General features: G+C 70.9%; 23 protein-coding genes. 8 read left to right on the top strand and 15 right to left on the bottom strand.

Features of this window, described 5'->3' with window-relative positions; translation table 11 throughout:
- The first annotated feature begins 71 nt into the window (after positions 1-71).
- The 3 genes from EDD92_RS52485 to EDD92_RS34280 all read left to right on the top strand — a co-directional run bounded on the left by EDD92_RS52485 (position 72) and on the right by EDD92_RS34280 (position 1,166).
- A complete protein-coding gene (locus EDD92_RS52485; RefSeq protein WP_309506048.1) occupies positions 72-119 on the top strand; it encodes a hypothetical protein in 48 nt (15 codons plus the stop codon).
- A 79-nt stretch (positions 120-198) separates the two neighbouring features.
- Positions 199-738 carry a cysteine dioxygenase gene (locus EDD92_RS34285; RefSeq protein ID WP_123967881.1) on the top strand — a complete coding sequence of 180 codons (540 nt, stop codon included), beginning with the start codon at positions 199-201 and terminating at the stop codon, positions 736-738.
- Entirely contained in the window at positions 735-1,166 is a 432-nt protein-coding gene (locus EDD92_RS34280; protein WP_123967880.1) for a rhodanese-like domain-containing protein, read from the top strand. The genes EDD92_RS34285 and EDD92_RS34280 overlap by 4 nt, the downstream gene beginning before the upstream one ends.
- Positions 1,167-1,341: 175 nt before the next feature.
- Here the strand turns inward: EDD92_RS34280 and recX are convergent, their stop codons facing one another.
- A complete protein-coding gene (gene recX, locus EDD92_RS34275; RefSeq protein ID WP_123967879.1) occupies positions 1,342-2,283 on the bottom strand; it encodes a recombination regulator RecX in 942 nt (313 codons plus the stop codon).
- Positions 2,284-2,287: 4 nt separating this feature from the next.
- The gene (gene recA / locus EDD92_RS34270; protein WP_123967878.1) at positions 2,288-3,412 is read right to left on the bottom strand and encodes a recombinase RecA; all 1,125 of its coding nucleotides are present in this window, start codon (positions 3,410-3,412) and stop codon (positions 2,288-2,290) included.
- Positions 3,413-3,853: 441 nt separating this feature from the next.
- On the opposite strand from recA, the gene EDD92_RS34265 reads away from it, so the two are divergent.
- Positions 3,854-4,645: a hypothetical protein gene (locus EDD92_RS34265; protein WP_123967877.1), complete on the top strand. Its 792-nt coding sequence runs from the start codon at positions 3,854-3,856 to the stop codon at positions 4,643-4,645.
- Between the two features lie 30 nt (positions 4,646-4,675).
- Here the strand turns inward: EDD92_RS34265 and EDD92_RS34260 are convergent, their stop codons facing one another.
- Together EDD92_RS34260 and EDD92_RS34255 are read right to left on the bottom strand one after the other, a co-directional pair.
- Positions 4,676-5,944, bottom strand: a complete 1,269-nt coding sequence (locus tag EDD92_RS34260; protein WP_185124219.1) for an AI-2E family transporter — start codon at positions 5,942-5,944, stop codon at positions 4,676-4,678.
- A 60-nt stretch (positions 5,945-6,004) separates the two neighbouring features.
- Entirely contained in the window at positions 6,005-6,199 is a 195-nt protein-coding gene (locus tag EDD92_RS34255) for a DUF3046 domain-containing protein (RefSeq protein WP_123967876.1), read from the bottom strand.
- An 80-nt stretch (positions 6,200-6,279) separates the two neighbouring features.
- On the opposite strand from EDD92_RS34255, the gene EDD92_RS34250 reads away from it, so the two are divergent.
- Positions 6,280-7,224: a hypothetical protein gene (locus EDD92_RS34250; protein WP_123967875.1), complete on the top strand. Its 945-nt coding sequence runs from the start codon at positions 6,280-6,282 to the stop codon at positions 7,222-7,224.
- Between the two features lie 11 nt (positions 7,225-7,235).
- Here the strand turns inward: EDD92_RS34250 and EDD92_RS34245 are convergent, their stop codons facing one another.
- Genes EDD92_RS34245 through EDD92_RS34235 form a run of 3 tightly spaced genes read right to left on the bottom strand, consistent with a single transcriptional unit; the run spans position 7,236 to position 9,168 of the window.
- On the bottom strand, positions 7,236-7,544 hold the full coding sequence (locus tag EDD92_RS34245) for an AzlD domain-containing protein (RefSeq protein WP_123967874.1): 309 nt from the start codon (positions 7,542-7,544) through the stop codon (positions 7,236-7,238).
- Positions 7,541-8,302, bottom strand: coding sequence for an AzlC family ABC transporter permease (locus tag EDD92_RS34240; RefSeq protein ID WP_123967873.1), 762 nt, complete (start codon positions 8,300-8,302; stop codon positions 7,541-7,543). The genes EDD92_RS34245 and EDD92_RS34240 overlap by 4 nt, the downstream gene beginning before the upstream one ends.
- On the bottom strand, positions 8,203-9,168 hold the full coding sequence (locus EDD92_RS34235; RefSeq protein WP_123967872.1) for an AraC family transcriptional regulator: 966 nt from the start codon (positions 9,166-9,168) through the stop codon (positions 8,203-8,205). The genes EDD92_RS34240 and EDD92_RS34235 overlap by 100 nt, the downstream gene beginning before the upstream one ends.
- Before the next feature lie 312 nt (positions 9,169-9,480).
- Here EDD92_RS34235 and EDD92_RS34230 point away from each other — a divergent pair, with 312 nt between their 5' ends.
- Genes EDD92_RS34230 through EDD92_RS34220 form a run of 3 tightly spaced genes read left to right on the top strand, consistent with a single transcriptional unit; the run spans position 9,481 to position 16,204 of the window.
- Entirely contained in the window at positions 9,481-14,514 is a 5,034-nt protein-coding gene (locus EDD92_RS34230) for an ATP-dependent helicase (protein WP_123967871.1), read from the top strand.
- A gap of 56 nt (positions 14,515-14,570) precedes the next feature.
- Positions 14,571-15,407: an Fpg/Nei family DNA glycosylase gene (locus EDD92_RS34225; protein WP_123967870.1), complete on the top strand. Its 837-nt coding sequence runs from the start codon at positions 14,571-14,573 to the stop codon at positions 15,405-15,407.
- A gap of 32 nt (positions 15,408-15,439) precedes the next feature.
- Positions 15,440-16,204: an SDR family NAD(P)-dependent oxidoreductase gene (locus EDD92_RS34220; protein ID WP_123967869.1), complete on the top strand. Its 765-nt coding sequence runs from the start codon at positions 15,440-15,442 to the stop codon at positions 16,202-16,204.
- On the opposite strand, the gene EDD92_RS51510 is transcribed toward EDD92_RS34220, so the two are convergent.
- From EDD92_RS51510 to EDD92_RS34180, 8 genes are all read right to left on the bottom strand, one after another.
- Positions 16,152-16,430 (bottom strand): hypothetical protein, encoded by a 279-nt coding sequence (locus tag EDD92_RS51510; RefSeq protein ID WP_078912863.1) that lies wholly within the window; start codon positions 16,428-16,430, stop codon positions 16,152-16,154. The two genes, EDD92_RS34220 and EDD92_RS51510, sit on opposite strands and share 53 nt — an antisense overlap.
- A 256-nt stretch (positions 16,431-16,686) precedes the next feature.
- A complete protein-coding gene (locus EDD92_RS34210; protein WP_030947329.1) occupies positions 16,687-17,061 on the bottom strand; it encodes a helix-turn-helix domain-containing protein in 375 nt (124 codons plus the stop codon).
- 109 nt (positions 17,062-17,170) lie between these two features.
- Positions 17,171-17,716, bottom strand: coding sequence for a CinA family protein (locus EDD92_RS34205; RefSeq protein WP_123967868.1), 546 nt, complete (start codon positions 17,714-17,716; stop codon positions 17,171-17,173).
- Positions 17,713-18,435, bottom strand: a complete 723-nt coding sequence (gene pgsA / locus EDD92_RS34200; RefSeq protein ID WP_123967867.1) for a CDP-diacylglycerol--glycerol-3-phosphate 3-phosphatidyltransferase — start codon at positions 18,433-18,435, stop codon at positions 17,713-17,715. The genes EDD92_RS34205 and pgsA overlap by 4 nt, the downstream gene beginning before the upstream one ends.
- Positions 18,432-19,901, bottom strand: a complete 1,470-nt coding sequence (gene rimO, locus EDD92_RS34195; RefSeq protein ID WP_123967866.1) for a 30S ribosomal protein S12 methylthiotransferase RimO — start codon at positions 19,899-19,901, stop codon at positions 18,432-18,434. The genes pgsA and rimO overlap by 4 nt, the downstream gene beginning before the upstream one ends.
- 93 nt (positions 19,902-19,994) lie before the next feature.
- The gene (locus EDD92_RS34190; RefSeq protein WP_123967865.1) at positions 19,995-20,834 is read right to left on the bottom strand and encodes a helix-turn-helix domain-containing protein; all 840 of its coding nucleotides are present in this window, start codon (positions 20,832-20,834) and stop codon (positions 19,995-19,997) included.
- 245 nt (positions 20,835-21,079) lie between these two features.
- Positions 21,080-23,788 (bottom strand): DNA translocase FtsK, encoded by a 2,709-nt coding sequence (locus EDD92_RS34185; protein ID WP_123967864.1) that lies wholly within the window; start codon positions 23,786-23,788, stop codon positions 21,080-21,082.
- A gap of 124 nt (positions 23,789-23,912) precedes the next feature.
- Positions 23,913-24,596, bottom strand: coding sequence for a two-component system response regulator (locus EDD92_RS34180; RefSeq protein ID WP_030947348.1), 684 nt, complete (start codon positions 24,594-24,596; stop codon positions 23,913-23,915).
- Positions 24,597-24,709 lie beyond the last annotated feature (113 nt).

The following is a 24,709-nucleotide window of genomic DNA, read 5'->3' as shown; positions in this document are numbered from 1 at the left end:
CGCTCTACACCGTCAATGGTGTACTCCGGATCGTGACCGACACCTTTGTGCGCCTGTGGCGGAGGGTCCATATGGACCTCGTCCGCTACGCGGGCTGCGTGTGTCGCCCGTCCTGCTGAATTCGCATCCCACTCCTTCCGCGCGCGCCTTCCAGTGCTGCCGCGCGCCCCTGCGAACGCTTCTTCAGGACGGTGCCACGTGTCTGTCTCCCCTTCTGCCCCTCCCTCTGCCGCCGCAGCCGCCCAGGCTCCGACGCAGGCGGACCTCCTCGACTTCGTACGGCGTACGGCCGCCGACGCGGAGCTGATCGCCTCACTCCCGCTCGATCCCGAGGGCCGCACCTGGGTGCGCCTGGAGGGGCCCGGCGGCAGCGAGGCCTGGCTGATCGGCTGGCCGCCCGGTACGGGCACCGGCTGGCACGACCACGCCGAGTCTGTCGGCGCCTTCGTGACGGCGGCCGGTGAGCTCAAGGAGAACTCGCTCGCCGCCCGGCTGCCCGCCGACGGCTGGAAGACCCTGGAACTCACCGAGGGCGTGGACCGCGAGCGGCGGCTGCCGACCGGTAAGGGGCGTGCCTTCGGGCGCCATCACGTCCACGAGGTGCTCAACGAGTCCACCGACCGGCACGCGGTCTCCGTCCACGCCTACTACCCGCCGCTGCCGCAGATCCGCCGCTACAGCCGCGTGGGCCAGGTCCTGCGCCTGGAGCAGGTCGAGCGCCCGGAGGACTGGCAGTGAGCGGCGACGGTCCGGTCCGCGGGCAAGCGGGCGGTGCGGGCGATCAGCCCGTCGGCATCGACGAGTTGCTGGAGCGGGTGCGCGGAGGCTACGAGCGGATCGAGCCGAAGGAGGCGTACGACGGTGCTCGCGCCGGCGAGGCACTCCTGGTCGACATCCGATACGCCGCCCTGCGCGAGCGGGACGGCCTGATCCCGGGCGCCCTCGTCGTCGAGCGCAACGAGCTGGAGTGGCGCCTCGACCCGCAGGGCAGCCACCGCGTGCCCGAGGCCACGAGTCACGAGGTGCGGGTCGTGGTGATCTGCAACGAGGGGTACGCCTCGAGCCTCGCGGCGGCATCGCTGCACGGCTTGGGGTTGGGACGGGCCACCGATCTCGTCGGCGGATTCCAAGCATGGAAGGCGGCGGGGCTGCCGGTGACGTCATAGGCGCTCGGTCGGCCTATCGGTCGTCGCCGACGCCGGTACTCACTCGCCGTCCGACATGGCCTCGATGCGGGCGACGAAAGCACTGGCTAGGAGGGAACGCCGCCGGGTTCGACGGTCACGCCGTACTGAGCGCGGCACACGTCCCGGCGGCCACGCCTCGATGGCTCCCGCCCCGTCAGAACCCCTCGTCCCCGAGGAACTCCGTGTCCTCCCCCTCCTCCTCCAGCGCCTGCCGGACCACCCGCAGCGCCATGCCCTCGGAGTAGCCCTTGCGGGCGAGCATGCCCGCGAGGCGGCGCAGCCGTTTGTCGCGGTCGAGGCCGCGCGTGGAGCGCAGCTTGCGGGCGACGAGTTCGCGCGCGGTCGCTTCTTCCTGCTCCGAGTCGAGCTGGGAGACTGCCGCGTCGATCAGCGTGGAGTCGACGCCCTTGGTCCGCAGCTCCTGGGCAAGCGCCCGCCGGGCGAGCCCCCGGCCGTGGTGCCGGGACTCTACCCAGGCGTCCGCGAACGCGCTGTCGTTGATCAGCCCGACTTCCTCGAACCGCGACAGCACCTCCTCCGCGGCCTCGTCCGGAATCTCCCGCTTGTGCAGCGCGTCGGCGAGTTGCTTGCGCGTGCGCGGGGTCCCGGTGAGCAGGCGCAGGCAGATCGCCCGTGCCCGCTCGACCGGGTCCCCTGAGGACTCCTCCTGCTCGGCCCTCGACGAGGAGGAGGTGCCCCCGTCCTCACCGGTCGACTCGCCGCGGCGTCGCTGCCGACGTCCGCGGGAACCGCCCGCGCCATCACGGGCCGCACCGCCACGACGGCGCGAGCGACCGCCGGACGGGCCGGAGCCACGCACCGAGCCATCGTCCGGCCACTCCCCGCCCCCGGACGACTCGCCCTCGCCGTACGACCGGTCGTCCCCGTACGACCCGCCGTCCCGGTATGCGCTGTCGCCGTACGAGCCCCCCGTGCCGTACGACTCCGCACGGCCGTGTCCCCTGTCCGTGCCGCGCCCCGTATTGTCCCCGTACGCATCGCCGCCCAGCCCGGCAGAACCCCCGTCGCCTCCCCCACCCCGCATACGCGGAGTGCCCTGGTCGGCGTACTCGGCCCAGTCGGTTCGCCGTGTCACGGGGTCAGCTCTTGGCAGCCGGGGCCTTGGCCTTCGCCGCCTTGGCCGACGCCGGGGCCGGCACCTTCGCGGCCTCGTCCGCGGTGGCGGAGACGGCAGCGTCCGCGCCCGGCTCAGCGGTGGGCTCCTCCGGACGAACGCCGACGCCCAGCTTCTCCTTGATCTTCTTCTCGATCTCGTTGGCCAGGTCGGGGTTGTCCTTCAGGAAGTTGCGCGCGTTCTCCTTGCCCTGGCCGAGCTGGTCGCCCTCGTACGTGTACCAGGCGCCGGCCTTGCGGACGAAGCCGTGCTCCACGCCCATGTCGATCAGACCGCCCTCGCGACTGATGCCCTGGCCGTAGAGGATGTCGAACTCGGCCTGCTTGAAGGGCGGGGCGACCTTGTTCTTGACGACCTTGACCCGGGTGCGGTTGCCGACCGCGTCCGTGCCGTCCTTCAGGGTCTCGATGCGGCGGATGTCCATGCGCACCGAGGCGTAGAACTTCAGCGCCCGGCCACCGGTCGTGGTCTCCGGGGAGCCGAACATCACGCCGATCTTCTCGCGGAGCTGGTTGATGAAGATCGCCGTGGTCTTGGACTGGTTGAGCGCACTGGTGATCTTCCGCAGCGCCTGGCTCATCAGACGGGCCTGCAGACCCACGTGGGAGTCGCCCATCTCGCCCTCGATCTCCGCGCGCGGGACGAGCGCGGCGACGGAGTCGATGACGATCAGGTCGAGGGCGCCGGAGCGGACCAGCATGTCCACGATTTCCAGAGCCTGCTCGCCGTTGTCCGGCTGGGACAGGATCAGGTTGTCGACGTCGACGCCGAGCTTTCGCGCGTACTCGGGGTCTAGGGCGTGCTCCGCGTCCACGAAGGCCACCTGGCCTCCGGCCCGCTGCGCATTCGCCACCGCGTGCAGGGTCAGGGTCGTCTTGCCGGAGGACTCCGGGCCGTACACCTCCACCACTCGGCCGCGGGGAATGCCGCCGACGCCGAGCGCGACGTCGAGTGCGGTCGACCCGGTGGGGATGACCTCGATGGGCTCGTTCGGCCGCTCGCCCATGCGCATTACTGCGCCCTTGCCGAACTGCCGTTCAATCTGTGCGAGCGCGGCGTCCAGGGCCTTCTCGCGGTCGGTTCCTGCCATGGGTTCCACCCGATTTGCTTGAGTCGATCGCTTCACGTCAAAGACGCTAACGCCTGCCACTGACAATGCGCCCCGACGCCCGTCCGGCCTGTGGATAACTCGGGTACATCTCTGTCAAAACCGTGTCGAATCACCCGTGGAGAGCTTCGCCGGAGCCTCCATAAGAATGGATGTTCGATTTTGGTGTCAAGCGCTCCACGCGACACCTCCGACCCTACGTCCGCGGTCCGACAACAGGCCGGGACTCCTAGCCATGCGGCCGCTGTTCGTGCCTGCGTCCCCGTTCGGCTACTCCCCGCGGCGTAAGGCGGGTGTCTCCGGCCGGACGACGACCGGAGGGGGCGGTCTCGCAAGGCTGAAGGCATGGAGACCAAGAAACCCGTCCGAGAGGGCGACAGGGCAGCACGCGGAAGTCGCGCTACGGAGGGGAGCGCGGGCCTGATGACAGCCTTTACGGTGCCGACGCACCCGTCGGCACCGGTGGCCTGGTGGTCGGGATCCCGCCCGGCGGAGCGCCTCTGCCACGCCGTCGGCCTTCTCCTGATCCTCTCCGGCCTCGTGCACCTGGTGGTGTTCGCCGTCGACGGCGGCGCCTGGTACGGGCCCGTCTCCTGGCGCAAGCCCGTCACGTTCGGGCTGTCCTTCGGGGCGACGCTGATCGCGGTGACCTGGGTGACGTCGTATCTGCGCATCGGTTCGCGGCTGCGCGCCCTGCTGCTCGTCGTGTTCGCCGCCGACTGCGTCGTGGAGGTCGGCGGTATCACCCTTCAGGCCTGGCGCCGGGTGCCCTCTCACCTCGACATGGAGACCCCGTTCGACACCGCGGTGTCCATGACGCTCGCGGTGGGTGGTGGTGTCCTCGTAGTGCTGCTCACCGTGTTCGCCGTCACCTCGTTCCGGCATCGGCCCGCAGGTCCCGCGGGGATGGCGCTCGCGGTGCGCTCCGGCTTCGCGATCCTTCTCGTCGCGCTCGCTTCGGGCGCCGCGATGATCGCGCGCGGTGTCGTGCTCACCCGTACCGGCCACCAGCAGGCGGCCTACCACTCGACGGCCCCGCTCAAGCCGCTGCACGGAGTCAGCCTGCACGCGGTCCTCGTCCTGCCGGTGCTGGCCCGGCTGCTGTCCGGCACGTCCTGGAGCGAGCCGGTGCGGAGGCGGATCGTGGCCGCGGCGACCGGTTGCTACGTGGCTGCCGTCATCGGCGCCGGGGTGTGGGCCGTTCTCACGTACTGAGCCGGTGACGCCCGCCCATCGGGCCGTGCCTCAGGAGGAGGAACCCTCCCCGGCTTCCACCGCTTCGTCCTGTGCCGGTCCCGGCCGCCGTATCCACAACTGCCTCGCGCGCGCGAGCAGACCCGGCCCTGATCCGCCTCTCCGGTGCCCGTGGACACGAGGGTCGTCCGTGACGGCGTACCGCTTCACGTACGCCCCCAGGAACGCCTGCAGCGTGGCGACCGCAGGGATGGCGATCAGCGCGCCGACGGCGCCGAGGAGCGCGGTGCCGGCGATGACCGAACCGAAGGCGACGGCGGGGTGGATGTCGACGGTCTTCGCGGTCAGCTTGGGCTGCAGCATGTAGTTCTCGAACTGCTGGTACACCACGACGAAGATCAGCACCCACAGCGCGTACCAGGGATCGACCGTGAAGGCGATCAGCATGGGCAGGGCGCCCGCGAGGTAGGTGCCGATGGTCGGGATGAACTGGGAGACCAGGCCCACCCAGACGCCGAGCACGGGCGCGTACGGCACACCCAGGATCTGCAGCAGGATGTAGTGCGCTATGCCGGAGATGAGCGCCATCAGGCCGCGCGAGTAGATGTAACCGCCGGTCTTGTTGACGGCGATCTCCCACGCACGCAGCACCTCGGCCTGGCGCGCGGGCGGCAGGACGGAGCAGATCGCGCGGCGCAGCCGCGGGCCGTCGGCGGCGAAGTAGAACGAGAACAGCGTGATCGTCAGCAGCTGGAAGAGACCGCCGATGACCTGGGCGGACACGTCCAGCACACCGGTGGCGCTGTTCTGCACGTAGTTGCGCAGCCAGTTGGAGCGGAGCAGGCCCTCCTGGACGTCAACGCGTCTGAGCTCGGTGTGGAAGTGCGTGTTGATCCAGTTGATGACGGAGTCGAGGTAGTTCGGGAACTCCTCGACGATCTTGATGATCTGACCCGCGAGCATGGAACCGAGCAGGGTGACGAAGCCCGCCGCCATGATCATTACGGCCAGGAAGACGAAGCCTGTCGCCAGCCCCCTGCGTATGCCGCGCGAGGCCATCCAGCTCACCGCGGGCTCGACGGCCAGAGCCAGGAAGAACGCGATGAGAATATTGATCAGCAGGCCGGTGAGCTGATGGAAGGCCCAAGTGCCCAGCTGGAAAGCCGCGTAGAGGGCGAGGACGAGCACCACGGCTCGCGGCAGCCAGCGCGGCATGCGGGCGCTCGGCCCGGCGGCGTCGGCCGGGGGCCGACCGGGCGGCGTCGTGCCGAGCGGGGATGCGTGCTGGGCCGTCTGCCCGGCCTCGTCAGTGGGTGCCACGGATCAAGTCTCGCCCACTGGTCTGACAATCAACTACCGTCCTGCGATCTTCGTGACCGATCAGTGCTTCTCCCGCGGAACGTCCATGACCGTGCAGACCACCCGCCACACGTCCTTGGCATCCCAGCCTGCGTCCAGCGCCCCGTGCACCGTGCGACCGCCGAGCTCCGTCATCACGTGGTCGCGTGCGAAGGTGTCGGCGTATCCCGGACCGAAGTGATCCGCCATCCGCTGCCAGAAGACCGTCAACCGCATGACTCCAGTATCCCGCCCCTGGGGGTGGGCCTGAGCCGGGACCCCTTGCCGAGACCGCTTTCCGCCCTACGGTCTGACGCATGTCCGAAACAGGAGCTTCCCCACTCCCTGCCACTCCCCCGGCTCGCTCCCCGCTCTTCCGCGCCGAGCACTTCGTCTGGCTCACCGCGCGCGTGCTGGAACAGCGCCTCTTCGCTTACCACTTCCTGAACGGGGGCGCCGACCCGGTGGAGACCGCGCTGGACGCGTACCGCAACGAGGACGGCGGGTACGGCCACGCGCTGGAGCCCGATCTGCGCGGCCCCGTCAGCCAGCCGCTGCACACCGTGCACGCGCTGCGTGTTCTGGACGCCATCGGGCGCTGTGGCGGACAGCGGGTGGAGCGCGTGTGCCGCTATCTGACCGCCGTGTCCACGACGGACGGTGCCCTGCCGGCGATCCATCCCGGCCAGCGCGGCTATCCGGCGGCCCCCTTCATGCCGATCGTGGACAATCCGCCCAGCGAACTCCTCACCACGGGGCCGGTGGTGGGCCTGCTGCACCGCAACGAGGTGTGGCACGCCTGGCTGTTCAGGGCCACGGACTTCTGCTGGCATGCGGTCGAGTCGCTGGAGAAGTCCCACCCCTACGAGATCGAGGCCGCCGTGGCCTTCCTGGACTCCGCTCCCGACCGCCCGCGCGCGGAGGCGGCTGCCGACCGCCTCGGCCGCCTGGTACGCGAACACCGCCTCGCGGCTCTGGAGCCCGACCGCCTCGACGCGTACCCGGTCGCCCCCGGCTACGCGCCCGGTGAGCACCACTTCCCGCACGACTACGCGAAGACGCCGAGCTCTCTGGCGCGCGCGTGGTTCACGGATGCGGAGATGACACGCTCCCTCGACTTCCTCGCGGACGCACAGCACGAGGACGGCGGCTGGCCTGTCCGGTGGCGCCAGTGGGCACCGGGGACCACCCTCGAGGCTCGCCCCATGGCGACGATCGAGGCGCTTCACACCCTCAGGGCGCACGGGCGTCCCATCGGCTGACCCGGGAGCCGTCACCCGCCCATGGCACGCACCCCGGCGGTCACCACGACGGCAGCCGCCACCACGAGCAGGAACGGGGCGCGCAGGACCAGCGCCACGGCGGCTGCGGCGAGCCCTGCAACCCGCGCGTCGAGCACCAGGGCGTGCCCGTCGGCAAAGGTCTGCTGGGCCGTGAGGGCGGCGAGAAGGGCCACCGGCAACAGCGCGGCCAGACGCCTGACGAGCGGCTTCTCGAGCGCACCCGCGGGTACGAGCAGTCCGGCGAGCTTGACGGCGTAACAGCCCAGGGCGGTCGCGCCGATCGCGATCCAGGTGTTCAACGGTCTTCCTCTGGTACGTCGGTCTCCTGTGCTTCCTTGCGTGACGTGCCCCTGCGGCGGCCCTCCAGGCAGAGAACGGCGGGCGCTGCCAGCGCGGCCACCAGGACGGGCACTCCGGCGGGCAGCACGGGCAGCAGACCGAGCCCCAGAAGGACGGCGAAGCCGGCCACCGCGCGCTCGGTGGTGGTCTTGAGCATCGGCGCGAGCAGAGCGAGGAAGACGGCCGGCCCGGCGGCGTCGAGGCCCCATGCGTCGGTGTCCCCGATGGCGTCGGCGCCCAGTGCACCGAGGAACGTGGTGAGGTTCCACAGCAGGTACAGACTGAGCCCGGTGACGGCGAAACCGATGCGCGTCGCCCGCCGCGTGGGCTGCGCCAGCGCGACCGCGGTCGTCTCGTCGATGACCCACTGGGCCGCGAACGGCCGCACCGCGCGCGGGAGGGCCAGCAACTGGGACAGACGGAGCCCGTAGAAGGCGTTGCGCACGCCCAGGAAGAAGGCGCCCGCCGCTGCCGTGAGCGGGTTGCCCCCGGCCGCGAGCGCCCCCACCAGGGCGAACTGGGATGCACCGGTGAACACCAGGAGGCTGAGCGCACAGCTCTGCAGCAGCGTGAGCCCGCTGCCGGCCGAGGTCACCCCGAAGGCGAAGCCGGACAGTCCTACGGCGACTCCGACTCCGAGCGCATCCCGTACGACGGTGGAGTCCGCCTTTCCTCCGTCTTCCGGACGTTTGCCTGCGAGAGCTGTCTGTTCTGCCACGCATCGGACGGTAGGAGGAGTCGCCCTCGCGCGTCTTGTACGTTCTTGCGCTCACGCCGATACGCCCCAGGGGGCACGCCGACGATCCGGGTGAAGTGCCGGTTAAGGTGCGGCTGATCGGTAAACCCGACGGCGACGGCAGCCTCCGCGGGCGTCGTACCGGCGTCCAGCAGCCGCCGCGCCCGCCGTACCCGCGCGTCCGTGAGCCAGGCGTGCGGCGGCATCCCGTAGACGTCCCGGAACGCCCGCAGCAAAGCGAACGGACTGGTGCCGAGATCGGCCGCAAGCCTCTCCAGGGTCGGAGGCTCGGCCAGCCGCTCCTCCAGCACGGCACGCGCGCGTGCCGCAATCCGGGCACCCGCCGTCCGCACCTCGCGCTGCGGCAACAACCCGCCATTGAGCCGTAGCAGCCTCGTCACCGCGACCCGCAGCAGCGTGTCGGCGGCCAGCGCATTACCGTCCTCCGCGGCACGCAGCACCTGATGCACAAGCCCCACGGTGTACGGATCGTCGAGCACCGGAGTGACGAACCCGGGCGTCCCCCGAATGAACGTGGTCTCGGCCGCGATCTCGGCCACCACCTCCGGCGACGGATACACGGCCCCGTACCGCCAACCCTCGGGCACACCGGCCCTCCCTGTGTGCGGGGTGTCCGGATTGACCAACGCGAGCGCCCCCGCTCCCGCGTACTGATCGGCCCCGCGATGGTGAAAGACCTCGACCCCGTCGGCGATGGCAGCGATGACGAAGGCCTCGTGCGTATGCCGCACGAACTCCTTGCGGATGTACCGGGCTCGCAGCAGATCGACCCCGGGCAGCTCGGCGTACTGCCAGTACCGAGCCAACTCCTTCCCCGACCCCGCCATACCTCCATTCTCCGCCAGCCCGATACAAAGCAGCCCCCACGTCCGCACCCACCCCCACCCACCCGCAGCCGCCGACGCGCAGGAGCGGGTCGCGGCGGTGCGGCGCAGCCCGCCGCTCACGTCATCCCACCGCCGGCCCCCTCGGACACCAGGCAGATCCACCGCGGGCGGCGGGCTCGCTGCACCGCCGCGGCCCCGACCCACGACGAACCAAATCGCGCCCGGCCCAGGACCAGGCCCAGCACAGCGCAGCGCCGCACAGCGAACCCGCAGGCCAGAGCCATTGTCAGTGGGCGGGTGCAGGATGGACGCATGGTCAGCTCCGCACACCGAGCCCTCGACGGCTTCTCCCCCGCGACCCGCGGCTGGTTCACGGGGGCCTTCTCCGCGCCCACCGCGGCCCAGGCGGGCGCGTGGCAGGCCATCAGAGAAGGCTCGGACGTGCTGGTGGTCGCCCCCACCGGTTCCGGCAAGACCCTGGCCGCGTTCCTAGCCGCCCTGGACCAGCTGGCGTCGACACCGCCGCCCGCAGACCCCAGGAAGCGCTGCCGCGTCCTGTACGTGTCGCCGCTCAAGGCCCTCGCGGTCGACGTCGAGCGCAACCTCCGCAGCCCCCTGACGGGTATCCGCCAGGAATCCGTGCGCCGGGGCCTGCCCGAGCCCGAGGTGAAAGTGGGCATCCGCTCCGGCGACACCCCAGCCGCCGAGCGCCGCGCCCTGTCCACCCGGCCCCCGGACATCCTGATCACCACCCCGGAGTCGCTGTTCCTGATGCTGACGTCGGCCACGCGCGACGCACTGACCGGCATCGAGACGGTGATCCTCGACGAGGTGCACGCGGTGGCGGGCACCAAGCGCGGCGCGCACCTCGCGCTCTCCCTGGAGCGGCTGGACGAGATCCTGCCGAAGCCGGCCCGCCGCATCGGCCTGTCGGCGACGGTCCGCCCGGTCGACGAGGTCGCGCGCTACCTCTCACCGCGCCGCAAAGTGGAGATCGTCCAGCCGAAGTCGGGCAAGGAGTTCGACCTCTCGGTCGTCGTCCCGGTCGAGGACCTGGGCGAGCTGGGCGGCTCCCCGGTCGCCGACGGATCGGAGGGCACGGAGCGCCCGTCGATCTGGCCGCATGTCGAGGAGCGGATCACCGACCTCGTCCAGGCCCACCGTTCCACGATCGTGTTCGCCAACTCCCGTCGCCTCGCGGAGCGTCTGTGCAACAGGCTCAACGAGATCGCGTACGAGCGGGCCACCGGCGAAACCCTGGACGAGCACCACGCCCCCGCCGAGCTCATGGGCGGCTCCGGAGCCGCGCAGGGCGCACCGCCCGTCATCGCCCGTGCCCACCACGGCTCGGTCTCCAAGGAGCAGCGGGCCCTCGTCGAGGAGGACCTCAAGGCGGGCCGTCTGCCCGCCGTGGTCGCCACCTCCAGCCTCGAGCTGGGCATCGACATGGGTGCCGTGGACCTCGTCGTCCAAGTGGAGTCCCCGCCCTCCGTCGCCTCCGGCCTGCAGCGCGTGGGCCGCGCGGGCCACCAGGTGGGCGCGGTCTCCACCGGCGTGGTCTTCCCGAAGTACCGAGGCGACCTCGTCCAGGCGGCGGTGGTCACCGAGCGCATGCGCACCGGCTCCATCGAATCCCTGAAGGTCCCCGCCAACCCCTTGGACGTGCTGGCACAGCAACTCGTGGCGATGACAGCCCTGGACACCTGGCAGGTCGACGACCTGCTCGCCACGGTCCGCCGGGCCGCCCCCTTCGCCTCGCTCCCGGAGTCGGCGTTCACGGCGGTCCTCGACATGCTCGCGGGCCGCTACCCGTCCGACGCGTTCGCCGAGCTTCGCCCGCGCGTGGTGTGGGACCGCGTCGCCGGCACGGTCACCGGCCGCCCCGGCGCTCAGCGCCTCGCCGTCACCTCCGGCGGCACCATCCCCGACCGCGGACTCTTCGGGGTCTTCCTCGCCGGAGCCGACCCCAAGAAGGGCGGCGGCCGGGTCGGCGAGCTCGACGAGGAGATGGTCTACGAGTCGCGTGTGGGCGATGTCTTCACGCTCGGCACCAGCTCCTGGCGCATTGAGGACATCACGCGCGACCGCGTCCTGGTCTCCCCCGCGCCGGGCGTACCGGGCCGGCTCCCCTTCTGGAAGGGCGACCAGCTCGGCCGCCCGCTCGAACTGGGCCGCGCGGTGGGCCAGTTCCTCCGCGAGGTCGGCTCGCTGCCCAAGGAGGACGCCCGCCTGCGCCTCCTCGCGGCGGGCCTGGACGCCTGGGCCGCGGACAACGTCCTGTCCTATCTGGACGAGCAGCGCGAGGCCTGCGGCCACGTCCCGGACGACCGCACCATCGTCGTGGAGCGCTTCCGCGACGAGCTCGGCGACTGGCGGGTCGTCGTCCACTCCCCCTTCGGCGCCCAGGTACACGCGCCGTGGGCACTCGCCCTCGGCGCCAAGCTCTCCGAGCGGTACGGCATGGACGCCCAGGTCATGCACGCCGACGACGGCATCGTGCTCCGCCTCCCGGACGCCGACCTGATGGGCCTGGACCTGCTCGACCAGGAGCCGATGAAGGCGGGCACGGAGTACGACGCAGATCAGGCGCCCGTCGGCGCCGCGGACGTCGTCTTCGACAAGGGGGAGGTCGACCAGGTCGTCACCGACCAGGTGGGCAGCTCCGCCCTGTTCGCATCCCGATTCCGCGAGTGCGCAGCCCGCGCGCTGCTGCTGCCGCGCCGTAACCCGGGCAAGCGCACCCCGTTGTGGCAGCAGCGCCAGCGCGCTTCCCAACTGCTCCAGGTGGCCAGCGAGTTCGGCTCGTTCCCGATCGTCCTGGAAGCGGTCCGCGAGTGCCTCCAGGACGTCTTCGACGTCCCAGGACTGGTCGAGCTGATGGGCGACCTGGAATCCCGCAAGGTGCGCCTGGTCGAGGTCACCACCCCCGAGCCCTCCCCCTTCGCCCGCTCCCTCCTGTTCGGGTACGTCGCCCAGTTCCTCTACGAGGGGGACTCACCGCTCGCCGAGCGCCGCGCCGCCGCGCTCTCCCTGGACTCGCGGCTGCTGGCCGAGCTGCTGGGCCAGGCGGAGCTGCGCGAACTGCTCGACGCCGAGGTGCTGACCGAGCTGGAGCGGGAGCTCCAGTGGCTCACCGAGGACCGGCGCGTCAAGGACGCCGAGGGTGTCGCCGACCTCCTGCGCCTGCTCGGCCCGCTCACGGACGCGGAGCTGGCCGAGCGCGGCGCGGAGCCGCACTGGGCGCAGGAGCTGGCCGGCGCCCGCCGCGCGATCAAGGTCCGTATCGCCGGCGCGGACCACTGGGCGGCGATCGAGGACGCGGGCCGCCTGCGCGACGCCCTCGGCACTGCCCTGCCGGTCGGCGTCCCGGAGGCCTTCACAGAGCCGGTGAAGGACCCCCTCGGCGACCTCCTCGCCCGCTACGCCCGCACCCACGGCCCCTTCACATCGGCCACAGCGGCGGCCCGCTTCGGCCTGGGCGTGGCCGTCACGGAAGGCGCACTGCAGCGCCTCGCGGCCAACGGCCGTGTCGTGCAGGGCGAGTTCCATCCGGCGGGCATCGGCCAGGAGTGGTGCGACGCGGCAGTGCTGCGCCGACTGCGCCGTCGTTCCCTGGCGGCGCTGCGGCACGAGCTGGAGCCGGTGGCACCGGCCGCGCTCGCCCAGTTCCTGCCGCAGTGGCAGCACATCGGCAAGGGGCACGGGCTGCGCGGTGCCGACGGGCTGGTGCGTGCCGTCGAGCAGTTGCAGGGTGCATCCGTGCCCGCGTCGGCCCTGGAGAAGCTGGTGCTGCCGTCCCGCGTCGCCAACTACACACCCGCGATGCTCGACGAGCTCACCGCCGTCGGAGAGGTCGTCTGGGCCGGCGCAGGTGCCCTTCCGGGCAAGGACGGCTGGGTCTCCCTGTACCTGGCGGACGCTGCTCCCCTGCTCCAGCCCCCACCACACCCTCTGGAAGTGACGGCGCTCCACCAGTCCGTACTGGACGCCCTCTCCGGGGGCTACGGCCTGTTCTTCCGCCAGATCGCCGACCAGGTCCGCGCGACCACCCACCCCGACGTCACCGATCCCCAACTCGCCGACACTGTCTGGGACCTGGCCTGGTCCGGACACCTCACGAACGACACGCTGGCCCCCATGCGCTCCCTGCTGGGCTCGGGCCGCACCGCGGGCTCCACGGCCCACCGTGCCAAGCGCAACGTCCCACGCGGGCGCTACGGCTCCCTGACCGCCGCAGCCCGGCCCGCCTCCCGCAGCGGTCCACCGACCGTCGCCGGCCGCTGGTCCCTGCTCCCGGCACGCGAGGCCGACCCGACGGTGCGGGCGCACGCCGTCGCCCGCACCCTCCTCGACCGGCACGGCGTGGTCACCCGGGGCGCCGTCTCCGCGGAAGGCATCGAGGGCGGCTTCTCGGCGACGTACCGCATCCTGTCCGCCTTCGAGGAGAGCGGCCAGGCACGGCGCGGCTATGTGGTGGAGGGGCTCGGCGCGGCCCAGTTCGCGATGGACGGCGCCGTGGACCGCCTGCGCGCGGTGTCCAACGCCCGTGACCGCGGTGAAACCCTGCCGCAGCCGTCGGCCGAGGGCAGGCCGAGCGGCTTCCCCGCCGACCCCTTCGGCTCGTCCCACGCCTTCACCGCGCCTGGCGACCACAGCGCCGGAACGCCCCACGGCCACACACCACACGGCTCCGACGATCCCGACACCTTCGACTGGACGGACGGCTTCGACTCGGGGAGCGGCACCGCCCGGAGCGGGGACCGTGCCCGCCGGGACCGGCCCGAGTTCGACATCACCGGCTTCGAGGACGACTTCGGCCTCCCGCCCACTCGCGCCTCGCGGGACGAATACATCTCGCCCCGCGACCTCGCGTCCCCGGGCACAGGCGGCCCCCGAAACGGCCCCGGCTCGTACGGCTCCGGCTTCCCCGATCGCCGACCCCGCCCCACCCCCGACTCCCGTGCCGTCGTCCTCGCCGCAGCCGATCCGGCGAACGCGTACGGCGCGGCACTCCCCTGGCCGGAGCCCCCGACCGGCGCGGGGCACAAGCCGGGCCGAAAGGCGGGCTCCCTGGTGGTCCTCGTCGACGGTGAGCTGACGCTCTACATGGAGCGCGGCGGCAAGACACTGCTGGCCTGGCCCGCCGACCCGGAAGGCACCGCCACCGACGACCCCCGCCTGCAGGCAGCCGCGCAGGCCCTGGCCGCAGCCGCCCGAGCAGGTTCCCTCGGCACCGTCACGGTGGAGCGAGTCAACGGCGCCTCGGCCCTGACCTCCCCCATCGGCACCCTCCTGGAAGGAGCAGGCTTCATCGCAACCCCACGAGGCCTGCGGCTGCGGGCGTAACCGCAAGGGCCCCGCTCTCCGAGCCCACGAGCGCCCACCCGTGACACCCTTGACCCATGCCCGAAGGAGACACGGTCTGGCAGACGGCGAAACGCCTGCACGAGGCCCTCGCCGGCGAGGTGCTGACCCGTAGCGACTTCCGGGTGCCCAAGTACGCCACGACCGACCTCACGGGCCGTGCCGTCCTGGACGTCACCCCGCGCGGCAAGCACCTCCTGACGCGTGTCGAGGGCGGCCTGACGCTCCACTCCCACCTGAGGATGGACGGCTCCTGGAAGGTGTACGCGAACGGCCGGCGCTGGACCGGCGGCCCGTCCCACCAGATCCGCGTGATCCTGGGCAACGCCGACCGCACAGCGGTCGGCTACCGCCTCCCCGTCCTCGACCTCCTGCGCACCACCGACGAACAGCGCGCCGTCGGCCACCTCGGCCCCGACCTCCTCGGCCCGGACTGGGACCCGGAGCAGGCCCTCGCCAACCTCCTGGCCGACCCCGCCCGCCCCCTCGGCGAAGCTCTCCTGGACCAGCGCAACCTGGCCGGCATCGGCAATGTCTACAAGAGCGAGCTCTGCTTCCTGCTCGGCGCCACGCCCTGGCTTCCCATCGGTGCGCTGCCCGCCGACCGCGCGGCGAAACTGCCCGCGCTCGCCAAGAAGCTCCTGGAGGCCAACCGCGACCGCCCGGTCCGCACCACGACGGGCCGCCGCGGCCAAGACCTGTTCGTGTACGGCCGCGCACCCCGCCCCTGTCTGCGCTGCCACACCTCCGTCCGCGTGGCCGACCAGGGCGACGGCTCCCGCGAACGTCCCACCTACTGGTGCCCGAACTGCCAGACGGGACCGGCGCCGGGTGCCGCTCCACTCCGCGGAACTCCACGCCGTACGACCAATTGACGACCCGTCAGAAACCCTCGTACCGTCCCTTCATGCCCGTCAAGGCGTACGAACTCACCGGACGCACCGCATTCGTCACCGGAGCGGCCGGCGGCATCGGCCGCGCCTCGGCCATGCTGCTCGCCGAAGCGGGCGCCACGGTCCACTGCGCCGATCGCGACGCACAGGGCCTGCACGAGACGGCGACCCTGATCAAGGACGCCGGCGGCACCGCCCGTGTCCACCACCTCGACGTCACCGACCGGGAGCAGCTCAGCCAGGCCGTCGAGTCCTGCGGGCGCCTGGACGTGATGGCCGCGGTCGCCGGAATCATGCACAGCAGCCCGGTCCTGGAGACCCGTGACGAGGACCTCGACCGGGTCCTGAGCGTGAACTTCAAGGGAGTGCTGTACGCCTGCCAGGAGGCCGCTCGCCTGATGCTGGACGGAAAGACCGGCGGCAGCATCATCACCATGGCCTCGAGCGCCGTCGACACCGGCCGTCCCGGCCTGCTCTGCTACGGCGCGGCCAAGGCGGCCGTCGTCCAGCTGACGAAGACCCTGGCGAACGAGGTCGGCCGGCACGGGATCCGGGTCAACGCGGTCGCCCCGGGCTGGATCCGTACCCCCATGACCGACCGCCACGAGGCCGAGGCACAGGCGCAGACCGAGGCGCTGATGGCCCGGATGTCACCGCTGGGCCGGGTCGGCGAACCGGAGGACGTCGCTCACACCGTGCTGTTTCTGGCGTCCGACGCCTCGTCGTTCACGACGGGCCAGATCCTGCGTCCGAACGGCGGGGTGGCGATGCCGTGGTGACGCGGGCCGTCCGCCAGGCCACCCGCCACCGCCCTGCCCCCACGGCGCCCGTCGCCCGTGCCTTCGGCACACAGTGCACCGGCAGCAGACCCAGCCCCCAGCCCCCAGCAGCGACCGCCCCCTCCAGCACGCCGGCCCCGGGCGCAAACACAAGCCGCAGCACAGCCCACCACCACAGCACCCCGAGCCCGAGAAACGCCCCCCAGCGCACTATCGGCCGTGCCATGGACGCCACCTCCGGCCCCGAAGCTAGACCGCCGCCTTCGCCCCCAGAAAGGGCGCACCGACGGCACATGGGCGCAACGCATCGCAGGCATCCACCATGACCGCCCCGAGCCGCACCGGCAAACGGACCCGGGCAGCCGTACAAGGCGCCCCGACAACACGAAAACCCCGACCGCACCTCCCCAGTTCTCCCTGGGGAAGCCCCGGCCGGGGCCTTGCAACGTGCACGTCGGCTCACGCAGCCACGCGCGTGAACCTCACGCGGCGACCACGTCCACCGCCTCGGCGGGCGCCTTGATGGTCACCCGTTCCGGTGGCACACCGGTCACCGACACGGAACCCAGCATCGGACGAACCGGCGCGGGCACAGGCTCGGTGGCCGCAGCAGACTGGGCCAGCTCGGCGAGGGCGAGCTCGTCGCTCACTTCTCGCATGAGCTCGGACATCCGTACGTCCAGCGCGTCGCAGATGGCGGAGAGCAGCTCGGAGGAAGCCTCCTTCTGCCCCCGCTCCACCTCGGAGAGATAGCCGAGCGAGACTCGGGCGGACGAGGAGACTTCGCGCAGAGTACGGCCCTGGCGCTGGCGCTGCCGACGCAGCACGTCACCCAGCAGGCGACGGAGCAGAATCATCGGTGGCTCCCTCCTCGGACCGCGTAGCCGCATCCTTCACGCCCCACCGTACCGCCTTGCGCTGCGGCCGTGCGGGGAGCGATGTCGTGTTCACTCAGGGCTGCAAACATCAAAACCCCCCGTTCTGTTCCGTATCCTGTGCCAGCTCATTCCCGGACTGTTCGCTCGCAAGCTCCTTCAGGAGCAGTGCGAGTACGCTCCGTACACTCTCCATACGAATTTCCGCACGGTCGCCGTTCAACCGCAGGGCCTCGACTTTTCCGCCACCGGCGGAACCGGAATCCGCCCCGAGGGGGCCGTCCACGGCCACGAAAACCGTCCCGACGGGCTTCCCGTCCTGCGGTTCCGGGCCGGCGACACCGGTCGTGGCGATGCCCCAGTCGGCGCCCAGCGCCCTGCGCACCCCGACCGCCATCTGGGCCGCGACCTGCGGATCCACCGCTCCGCGCTGTGCCAGGAGCGTGCCGTCGACGCCCAGCAGCTCGTGCTTCAACTCGGTGGCGTAGGCGGTCACCGAACCACGGAACGCCTTGGACGCTCCTGGGGCGGCTGTGATTTCCGCCGCAACCAGCCCGCCGGTGAGGGACTCGGCGACCGCGAGGGTCTCGCCCCTCACCGTCAGTAGTCGCACGACGTCGGCGGCCGGAGAATTCACGCTTCCGTCTCCTCCAACGCGGCCTTGCGCTCGGCGATTCCCTGCCTGCGCAGCACAATGGCCTGTCTTACATAGTCCAGTCCGGTCACCACGGTCAGGACGACCGCCGCCGCCATCACCCAGAACCTCAGGGTGGCCAGCCAGCCCGTCAGCGCCAGGACGTACATCCCCACCGCCACGCCCTGCGTGAGCGTCTTCAGCTTGCCGCCGCGGCTCGCCGGGATGACGCCGTACCGGATGACGAGGAAACGCAGCAGCGTGATCCCCAGTTCCCGGCCCAGGATGACGATCGTCACCCACCACGGCAGGTCGCCCAGCGAGGAGAGACAGATCAGCGCCGCGCCCATGATCGCCTTGTCGGCGATGGGGTCGGCGATCTTGCCGAAGTCGGTGACGAGGTCATAGGTGCGCGCCAGATGACCGTCGAAGAGGTCGGTGATCATGGCGACGGCGAAGGCCGCCCAGGCGAATGAGCGCCATGCCGGGTCGTACCCGCCGTCGGCCAGCATCAGCGCGACGAAGCCGGGTACGAGGAGCAGCCGGAGCATGGTGAGCAGGTTGGCGATGTTCCAGACACTGGCCTGGTTGACGGCCGCGGCAGCCAGCTTCCCGCCTCGCGGGCCCCTCGCGCCTGCCTGCGCGTCGGAATCGGCGGGGCCGACCGGCGGGGAATCCGCCTTGGAGGAGCCGTTCGCCGCCGATGCCGGTACTCCGGTCATCTGCCCGCCTCCTCACTACACCCGAGCGAGCCCGTCACAGGCTCGGCCACCAGGTCGACACCTTCCGTACCGACCACCTTCGCCTCGACCATACGGCCGACGCTCAGACCTTCGCCGCTCGTGAGCAGCACCTGGCCGTCCGTCTCCGGTGCCTGGTGCGCCCCGCGGCCGTACACGCCGTCCTCGTCCACGGACTCCACGAGCACGTGCACGGTCTCACCCAGGCGCTCCTCGGCACGCTGCGAGACGAGTTCCTCGGCCAGCCGGGAGACCCGTGCCAGCCGCTCTGCGACGACCTCCTCGTCCAGCTTGTTCTCGTACGTCGCCGCCTCCGTGCCCTCCTCGTCGGAGTAGCCGAAGACGCCGATGGCGTCCAGCCGCGCGCCGTTCAGGAACCGCTCCAGCTCCGCCAGGTCGTCCGCGCTCTCGCCCGGGAAGCCCACGATGAAGTTGGAGCGCACGCCCGCGTGGGGGGCCTTGCTCCGGATGGTGTCGAGCAGCTCCAGGAAGCGGTCGGTGTCGCCGAAGCGGCGCATCGCGCGCAGCACGCCCGGGGCGGAGTGCTGGAAGGACAGGTCGAAGTACGGGGCGATCTTCGGCGTCGAGGTCAGGACGTCGATCAGCCCGGGACGCATCTCGGCCGGCTGGAGGTAGCTCACGCGCACCCGTTCGAGGCCGTCGACCTCGGCGAGCTCCGGCAGAAGCGACTCCAGGAGGCGGATGTCGCCGAGGTCCTTGCCGTACGAGGTGTTGTTCTCGGAGACCAGCATGATCTCCTTGACGCCCTGCTCGGCCAGCCACCGGGTCTCGTTCAGCACGTCGCTCGGGCGGCGGGAGATGAACGAGCCGCGGAAGGACGGGATGGCACAGAAGGAGCAGCGCCGGTCGCAGCCGGAGGCGAGCTTCACCGAGGCGACGGGGGCGCCGTCCAGCCGGCGGCGCAGGGGCGCACGGGGTCCGGAGGCGGGCGCCAGCCCGTCCGGCAGATCCACCGGAGCGTGCCCGGGCAGCGCGACCTCGGCCGCGGAGTCCTGGCGCTCCGCGGGGCTGATCGGCAGCAGCTTTCGCCGGTCGCGCGGGGTGTGGGAGGCGTGGATGCCGCCGTTCAGGATGGTCTGCAGACGGTCGGAGATGTCCGCGTAGTCGTCGAAGCCGAGTACGCCGTCGGCCTCGGGAAGGGCCTCGGCGAGCTCCTTGCCGTACCGCTCGGCCATGCAGCCCACCGCCACGACGGCCTGGGTTCTGCTGTGGCCCTTGAGGTCGTTGGCCTCCAGGAGGGCGTCGACGGAGTCCTTCTTGGCGGCCTCGACGAAGCCACAGGTGTTGACGACGGCGACGTCCGCTTCCGCGGCGTCCTCCACGAGGTCCCAGCCGTCCGCCTCCAAGCGGCCTGCGAGCTCCTCCGAGTCCACCTCGTTACGGGCGCAGCCAAGGGTGACGAGTGCGACGGTACGGCGTTCAGGCATGCGCTCAAGACTACTTTGTCTCACTGACAGCCCACGTCGACGGGGTTGGCCGATCTTGGCCAACCCCGTGTGGACATGCCCCGTGCCGGTCGGTCAGCCGACCTGGGGGTCGCCCTTCGTGTACGTCAGGCGCTCGACCGCGCCGGGCTGGAAGTCGTCCTCGATCTTCTTTCCGTTGACGTAGAGCTGGATCGCGCCGGCGTCGCCGAGGACGAGGTTGATCTTCTCGCTGTCCTGGAAGGTCTTGGAGTCGCCCTGCTTGAGGAGTCCGTCGAAGAGCAGTCGGCCGTTGTGGTCCTTGGCCGAGATCCAGCTGCGTCCGTCGGCAGCGCTGACCTGGACGGTCACCTTGTCCTGGGGCGCGGCCGCGATGGCACTGTCCGAGGGGTTGGACTTCGGGTTGTCGGACTTGCTGCTCTTGGGCGTGGGCGAGGCGGCCTTGCTGGTCGAGGGCGTGGATCCCTCGGCGACCTGGGTCTTCGCACCGTTGTCGTCGCCGCCCTTGAACGCGGTGAAGCCGACGAAGCCGATCACGGCGACGATCGCGGCGACCATGGCCGCGGTCCAGTTGGGTCCGCGCCGGTCGGGGCGGATGCGTTCCGCCTCGAAGAGGGGGGCTGCCGGGGTCGGGGCGGGGCGGCCGCCATGTTCGGCGTCGTACCGCGCGAGCAGGGGGGCCGGATCGAGGTGGACAGCCTTGGCCAGGGTCCGGATGTGACCCCGGGCGTAGACGTCGCCACCGCAGGGGGCGAAGTCGTCCGCCTCGATGGCGTGCACGATGGCGATGCGGACCCGGGTGGCGTTGGTGACGTCGTCGACGGTCAACCCGGCCGCGATTCGTGCCTGCCGGAGGGCATGGCCGATGGAGTGGCCGGCTTCCGCGCGGTCGTCTTCGAACGGACGCTCGTCTTCAGGGGAGTTGCCGATGGACACGGGGGCGCCTTTCGAGCGTTTAAGCCACCTGTGCTGGAGGTTCAGTCTATGGGGGGTGCGAAAGGGTGGGGCAACCGGGCGGTCGGACTTTGTAGCCCATCGGAATGGCCGGACACACCGATGGTGGGGTGCGCGATTGTCGCTTCCCTCAACTTGACGTACGTGGAAGGGAAACGGTTGCTCAATGATCCCTTACGGGTGAGTCACGATCGGACATCGGTGGCCCTCCCGCGCGAGCCTCTTTCTCAAGCCTCCCCGCGGATCACCGCGAGCACGCCGTCCAGCTCGTCAGCCTTCACAAGAACATCACGAGCTTTCGACCCTTCGCTCGGTCCGACGATGCCCCTGGACTCCATGAGGTCCATGAGCCGCCCGGCCTTGGCGAAACCGACGCGCAGTTTGCGCTGGAGCATGGACGTCGACCCGAACTGCGTGGACACCACCAGCTCGGCCGCCTGGCACAGCAGGTCGAGGTCGTCGCCGATCTCCTCGTCGATCTCCTTCTTCTGCTTGGTGCCCACGGTGACGTCGTCCCGGAAGACGGGCGCCATCTGGTCCTTGCAGTGCTGGACGACGGCCGCGACCTCCTCCTCGGTCACGAAGGCGCCCTGCATACGGGTCGGCTTGTTCGCACCCATCGGCAGGAACAACCCGTCGCCCTTGCCGATGAGCTTCTCGGCACCCGGCTGGTCGAGGATGACGCGGCTGTCGGCCAGCGAGGAGGTGGCGAACGCGAGCCGCGAGGGCACGTTCGCCTTGATCAGACCGGTGACGACGTCGACCGAGGGCCGCTGCGTGGCGAGCACCAGGTGGATGCCCGCCGCGCGCGCGAGCTGCGTGATGCGCACGATCGCGTCCTCGACGTCCCGCGGCGCGACCATCATCAGGTCGGCGAGCTCGTCGACGATCACCAGCAGATACGGGTACGGCTGCAGCTCCCGCTCACTGCCTTCGGGCAGCTTCACCTTGCCGTTGCGGATGGCCTCGTTGAAGTCGTCGATGTGCCGGAATCCGAACGCGGCCAGGTCGTCGTACCTGAGGTCCATCTCCCGTACGACCCACTGGAGCGCCTCGGCGGCCCGCTTCGGGTTGGTGATGATCGGCGTGATCAGGTGCGGGATGCCCTCGTAGGCGGTCAGCTCGACCCGCTTGGGGTCGACGAGGACCATACGGACGTCCTCGGGAGTTGCGCGGACCATGATTGACGTGATCAGGCAGTTAATGCACGACGATTTACCGGAACCGGTGGCTCCGGCCACGAGGACGTGCGGCATCTTCGCGAGGTTGGCCATCACATAGCCGCCCTCGACGTCCTTGCCGAGCGCGACCAGCATCGGATGGTCGTCCTCCGCCGCCGCCGCCAGGCGCAGCACGTCTCCGAGGTTGACCATCTCGCGGTCGGTGTTCGGGATTTCGATGCCGACCGCGGACTTGCCGGGGATCGGGCTGATGATCCGCACGTCGGGGCTGGCGACGGCGTACGCGATGTTCTTGGTCAGCGCGGTGATCCGCTCGACCTTCACCGCGGGGCCGAGCTCGACCTCGTAACGCGTGACCGTCGGTCCGCGAGTGAAGCCGGTGACGGCGGCGTCGACCTTGAACTCGGTGAAGACGTTGGTGAGCGAGGCGACCACTGCGTCGTTGGCCGCGCTGCGCGCCTTGCCGGGGCCGCCGCGCGTGAGGAGGTCGAGCGAGGGCAGGGAGTAGGTGATGTCCCCGGAGAGCTGAAGCTGCTCGGCGCGGGCGGGCAGGTCGCTGGGCGCCTCGGGGGCGGGCTTGGTGAGATCCGCGACCTCGACCTTCAGCTTCTCCTGCTTGGGGCGCGCAGCCGGCACGGCCTTCGGTGCCGGCGTGGGGGTCGGTGTGCTCTCCTCGCGGTCTCCGACGCTCACACCCTGGGTGAGGTCGGCGACGATCGGCGAGGGCGGCATACCGTGCATCACGGCACCGTCGAGCGCGGCAGCTGCAGCCGCTGCGACGTCCACGGCGTCCATGGGGCGCTGCATGTCGGGCTGCGGCACCGCCGACCTCCGCGGGCGGCCACGACGCCGCGAGAGGGCCTCCTGCTCCGCGCTGTCGGGGTCGTACGACTCCGGGGCCGAACCACGCCTGCGCGTGCGCGCCGGCAGCGCCTCGCGCCACTGGTCGTCGTAACGCTGCTCGTCGTCGGTGAACTCGTCCTCCTCCGGATCGTGGAGGATCCCGAGCTTCACGCCGAGCAGCCGCAGCCGCTGCGGAATGGCATTGACGGGAGTGGCCGTGACGACGAGCAGCCCGAAGATCGTCAGCAGCACGAGCAGAGGTACGGCGAGGACGTCGCCCATCGTGTACGTCAGCGGGGTGGCCGCCGCCCAGCCGATGAGGCCGCCGGCGTCCCTTATCGCCTGCATGCCGTCACTGCGGGCGGGCGCCCCGCAGGCGATGTGGACCTGGCCGAGCACACCGATGACGAGAGCCGACAGGCCGATCACGATGCGGCCGTTGGCCTCGGGCTGCTCGGGGTGGCGGATGAAGCGCACGGCGATGACCGCGAGCAGTATCGGCACGAGCAGGTCAAGGCGGCCGAAGGAGCCGGTCACCAGGATCTCGACGAGGTCGGCCACGGGCCCGCGCAGATCGGCCCAGGTGCCCGCGGCCACGATCAGCGCGATGCCGAGCAGCAGCAGGGCGACACCGTCCTTGCGGTGTGCCGGGTCGAGGTTCTTGGCGCCGTTCCCTATGCCCCGGAAGACGGCGCCGACGGCGTGCGCGACGCCGAGCCAGAGGGCGCGGACTAGCTTGTAGATGCCCCCGGTCGGGTTCGGCGCAGGCTTCGGCGGTGGCGCCGACTTCTTCGCCGCGGCTTTCCTGGCCGGGGCCTTCTTCGCCGGGGCCTTCTTCGCAGCGGCCTTCTTCGCCGGAGCCGCCGCCTTCTTCGCGGGCTGCTTCTTGGCAGCGGAGGGACGTGAGGCCATAGAGGTGAGGTTACCGGTGGAGGCGACAGCGGACACGTGTGCCTACTGCTTCACCCGTTCGTGTCGCCCTGAAGCGGGCGCAGAGCTGACGCGTCCTCATGCGCAACTGGTCCGCGCCCGGAGGTCAGTTCTGCGAGGACACCGAGGACGCGCTGCCGGCGCCCGGTTCCAAGGCGTCCAGCGCCCGCCGCAATCCCGTGAGTTTGCGTTCGAGATGGGCCGCGGTCGCCACGGCCGCCGCATCCGCCGACTCGTCGTCGAGCTGCTTCGACAGCGCCTCGGCCTGCTCCTCGACCGCCGCGAGCCGCGCCGACAGCTCGGCGAGCAGGCTGGCAGGCTCCTTGGTCTCGCCCACCGCGGCCTTGCCGCCACCGCCCTCCAACTGGAGCCGCAGCAGCGCCGCCTGCTCCCGCAGCTGGCAGTTCTTCATGTACAGCTCGACGAACACCGAGACCTTCGCGCGCAGCACCCACGGGTCGAACGGCTTGGAGATGTAGTCGACCGCACCCGCCGCATACCCACGGAAGGTGTGGTGCGGGCCGTGGTTGATCGCGGTGAGGAAGATGATCGGGATGTCCCGGGTCCGTTCTCGCCGCTTGATGTGCGCGGCGGTCTCGAAACCGTCCATTCCCGGCATCTGGACGTCCAGCAGAATGACCGCGAAGTCGTCCGTGAGCAGTGCTTTGAGCGCTTCCTCCCCGGACGATGCCCGCACCAGCGTCTGATCGAGCGCAGAGAGGATGGCCTCCAGCGCAAGCAGATTCTCCGGCCGGTCATCGACCAGGAGGATCTTGGCCTTCTGCACCATGGCCCGCCCTCCTCGCCCCGGATGTGCACCGGGCGCCGCCCCTGGGGACGACTCCCTTTCGCCGCCCGTCCTTGTGCCGGTCATCGTAGCCGCACCCCGCCTGTCGACACACC

Source organism: Streptomyces sp. TLI_185 (assembly GCF_003814765.1).
GTDB lineage: Bacteria > Actinomycetota > Actinomycetes > Streptomycetales > Streptomycetaceae > Streptomyces.
This window is presented reverse-complemented; position numbering and strand designations above follow the sequence as displayed.